1 protein-coding gene is annotated in these 905 nt (G+C 66.0%); it reads left to right on the forward strand.

What is annotated here, in order from left to right; genetic code table 11:
- Positions 1-877 (forward strand): PhoH family protein (locus EN969_RS33105; protein ID WP_164758754.1); only part of this gene is annotated, 877 nt, incomplete at its 5' end.
- Between the last annotated feature and the right edge of the window lie 28 nt (positions 878-905).

Here is a 905-nt window from a genome sequence, read left to right on the forward strand (position 1 = left end):
CGGCAACCAGCTGACCATCAAAGGGTCCGCTTCTGCCGCCGAGCAGGCGCGCCGCGCCCTGGACAATCTTTACGGCATTCTCCAGAAAGGCGTCGATATCGGCCAGTCCGACGTTGACGGCGCCGTGCGCATGGCGATTGCCGCCGACGATCAGTTGACCCTGCCAACGCTGGAACGCAAGGGCAAGGTCTCCGCCGCCCAGATCGCCACCCGCAAGAAGACGATCTATGCCCGTTCGCTCAACCAGGACGCCTACATGCGGGCGCTTGAACGGTCGGAACTGGTGTTCGGCATCGGCCCGGCCGGCACCGGCAAGACCTACCTGGCGGTGGCGCACGCGGCGATGCTGCTCGAGCGCGGCATGGTCGAGCGCATCATTCTCTCGCGGCCGGCGGTCGAGGCCGGCGAGCGGCTGGGCTTCCTGCCCGGCGACATGAAGGAGAAGGTCGATCCCTATCTGCGGCCGCTCTATGACGCGCTCTACGACATGATGCCGGCCGACAAGGTCGAGCGCGCCATTGCCGCCGAAGTGATCGAAATCGCGCCGCTTGCCTTCATGCGCGGCCGCACGCTGGCGCATGCCGCCGTTATCCTCGACGAGGCGCAGAACACCACGCCGATGCAGATGAAGATGTTCCTGACGCGTCTGGGCGAAAACTCGCGCATGATCGTCACCGGCGATCCGACCCAGATCGACCTTCCCTCGAACACCAAATCGGGTCTGGTCGAAGCCTTGCGGGTGCTGGACGGCGTGGCGGGCGCGGTCACCGTGCGCTTCAACGACGGCGACGTGGTTCGCCATCCGCTGGTGGCGGAAATCGTCAGGGCCTACGACCGGGACGCCAAGCTGGCGCGTGGCCTCGGCGCCGAGAATTGATGTTGGCGATGCGGCTTCATGCCTGAGG

Origin of the sequence: Mesorhizobium sp. M7A.F.Ca.CA.003.01.2.1 (assembly GCF_003998945.1) — a bacterium.
Lineage (GTDB): Bacteria > Pseudomonadota > Alphaproteobacteria > Rhizobiales > Rhizobiaceae > Mesorhizobium > Mesorhizobium ciceri.